This is a genomic window from Streptomyces sp. NPDC127084 (genome assembly GCF_042724175.1).
Lineage (GTDB): Bacteria > Actinomycetota > Actinomycetes > Streptomycetales > Streptomycetaceae > Streptomyces.
Genome location: NZ_JBHXFA010000331.1, coordinates 1 through 2,304, shown reverse-complemented (window position 1 = coordinate 2,304; position 2,304 = coordinate 1). Strand labels below are relative to the sequence as shown.

General features: G+C 59.8%; 3 protein-coding genes and 1 pseudogene. 3 read left to right on the top strand and 1 reads right to left on the bottom strand.

Annotation, left to right across the window (positions count from 1 at the left end; translation table 11 throughout):
* The first annotated feature begins 343 nt into the window (after nt 1–343).
* The 3 genes from ACFWI9_RS33925 to ACFWI9_RS33915 all read left to right on the top strand — a co-directional run bounded on the left by ACFWI9_RS33925 (nt 344) and on the right by ACFWI9_RS33915 (nt 1,972).
* Nucleotides 344–1,228, top strand: coding sequence for an ETX/MTX2 family pore-forming toxin (locus ACFWI9_RS33925; protein ID WP_387169064.1), 885 nt, complete (start codon nt 344–346; stop codon nt 1,226–1,228).
* A gap of 325 nt (nt 1,229–1,553) precedes the next feature.
* Nucleotides 1,554–1,679, top strand: a complete 126-nt coding sequence (locus ACFWI9_RS33920) for a hypothetical protein (protein ID WP_387169061.1) — start codon at nt 1,554–1,556, stop codon at nt 1,677–1,679.
* Nucleotides 1,679–1,972 (top strand): peptidase dimerization domain-containing protein, encoded by a 294-nt coding sequence (locus ACFWI9_RS33915; RefSeq protein WP_387169058.1) that lies wholly within the window; start codon nt 1,679–1,681, stop codon nt 1,970–1,972. The genes ACFWI9_RS33920 and ACFWI9_RS33915 overlap by 1 nt, the downstream gene beginning before the upstream one ends.
* A gap of 88 nt (nt 1,973–2,060) precedes the next feature.
* On the opposite strand, the pseudogene ACFWI9_RS33910 reads toward ACFWI9_RS33915, so the two are convergent.
* Nucleotides 2,061–2,174, bottom strand: a pseudogene (locus ACFWI9_RS33910) (N-acetyltransferase); the annotation flags it as partial.
* Between the last annotated feature and the right edge of the window lie 130 nt (nt 2,175–2,304).

Here is a 2,304-nt window from a genome sequence, read left to right as displayed (position 1 = left end):
CCCGAGAGCTACCTCGCCGGCCTCCACCTCCGCGCGTCGATGATCTGGATCAAGAAGCTCACCACCTCTTGATCACGACCAAATACGCTCCCTAGGTGCGTTTCTGCGCACCGTGAGCGTACGCCTGGTCCGAGGCCGTCTCCAATCGGATGCCGTGGGCTCATCCATCGGCCCGTCTGGTTGGGGGATGATGGCTGGTGCTGTTGGTTGGCAAGCTTTCCTATCGCGTTCCACGAGTTGCACTTTATCGATACGGGGCCGATAAGCGTAGAGTTTGCTGATGTGCTCGTCAGGGGCAGTCGGTCAGGGGGCCTCGAACAGGGTCATAGGAGAGACGGGCGAAATGAAGAATAAAAAGATTAAGGCTCTGGCGGCGATTTCCGTAGCAGCGGTGATGGCAGTGGTGGTGACTCCAGCGTATGCCGAAACGCCACAGGTCACATCCCTGGCATCTGTAATTCACGATCAAGCCGCCGGTACGCCGTATGAAATTTTCTTTCCGGATCCGAATAGAATCAACACATCGGGAACTATCCAATCCAATACGCAGGTGGACCCGGTAGGTTCTCCGGAAACCGCAGACGGCGATCTCTGGTTCATGGGTACTGCCACACTGGTGAACAATACAGATCATGAACAAGAGCTTTCGACTCAAGCGTTCGAAAAGAAATTCTCGAACACTGTACAGACTACGGTTACACGCGGCATTAGTACCAGCAATAAGGTGTCGGGAACATTTGATCTGGGATCGGTACTCAAGCTTGGTGACGATTTCTCAACCACGGTCTCATTTTCTTCGACTGATACACAGGCCTCGGAGCAATCAGAGATCTATACCGCGCCATCTCAGACGATCAGCGTACCCGCGCATACCACCGCTACTGTGAATGTCTCTCTCCAGTCTCAGAAGGCCACTGGAAACCTCAATATGAGCACCCAACTAGGGGGGTATTTCACCTCTCGGGGTGTGAAGAAGGGCGGAAAGAGTAAACTTCCTCTCTATGAGGAGTTGAACGACGAGCACCAACTCAGCCAAGTGGCTTTCCCGTCTGGATTCAGCCTGAACAGCATGGACAAGACCCTCGATTTCAAGGGCGCTGGAACTTACACCGCCACTTACGGTTCGAATTACAAGATGACCGTCAGTGAGGCTCCTAATGGCTCGTCGCCTCACCCCTCTACCGGTACGAGCAAGAAGTACAGCTTCAGAGTCCCGCTGGCCAGGTAAGAGCTGTTCTGCTGTTGCGAGCAGGGGTGGCGGCCTGGCGGTTCTTCTCTCCGGCGTTCCTGCCCACGGTCCGCCAGCCGCCGCCATCGGGGCATGTTGCCGAGTTTCGTGGCGTCGACAGGACCAGTTCACCGAGCCGGTCCCGCTCGTAGCGGCGTTCCGGTGGGCCGGTCCAACCGGCTCAGGCCGTGTCGGCTCAGGATCCGGTGCCGGTCGAGGCAGGCATAGCGAGCCCGATCCGGGGCGGGTTTGCGGGCTTGGCGCAGGTGGCTTCCGGCCTCTGCTTCCTTACAGTGCCGAAAAAGCCCTCCAGACAGCATCCGTCATGGCCGCTGGCACCCTCGGCTACTGCCCGGGGTCGGCGATGGCCGCGGCGGGCTCGCTGCGGGTGCGCTTGTTCGGCCGTGGCGGACATGCGGCGATGCCGCAGTCAGCGTGGACCCTGTCGTGATGGTGGCAGCAACGGTGATGCGCCTGCAGACCGTGACCTCGCGGGAGGTTGCACTGGACGAGCAGGCCATGCTCACGGTGGGTTCTCTGCACGCTGGGAGCAAGGACAACATCATCCCCGACGAGGCCGAGCTCACCGTCAATACCCGCTCTTTCGATGATGAGCAGGTCCGTCGCCGTGTCCTCAGCGCGGCCGAACGCGTGATCCATGCCGAGTCCCAGGCCTCAGCAGCACCAGGAGAACCCGAGATCACCCCGCTGGCGCACTTCCCCCCTCACCGTCAACGACCCTGATGTGACAGCTCACACCGTGGCGGCCTTCGAGTCATTCTTCGGCCCTGACAATGTCAAGAAGCTTCCACCCTCCCCGCCAGCTCACCAGCTGCCACTGACCAGTGACCCCCTGGGCAAGCATCCAGCGGGCAGCGTCGTCGCGCAGACGCACCACAGTCGCAGCGTCGGCGTCGTCAGCGAGACGAAAGCGTAGATCGTTCACGCCGCGACCTTCGCACAGGCGTCCGCACTAGGGTTCGTCTTCAAAGTGATCTTGCCCAGAGCAGGATCGATGCGAGTGTGACCGCTGCTTCGTAGGAGGTGGCGGTCTTCTCGTATCGGGTGGCGATGCC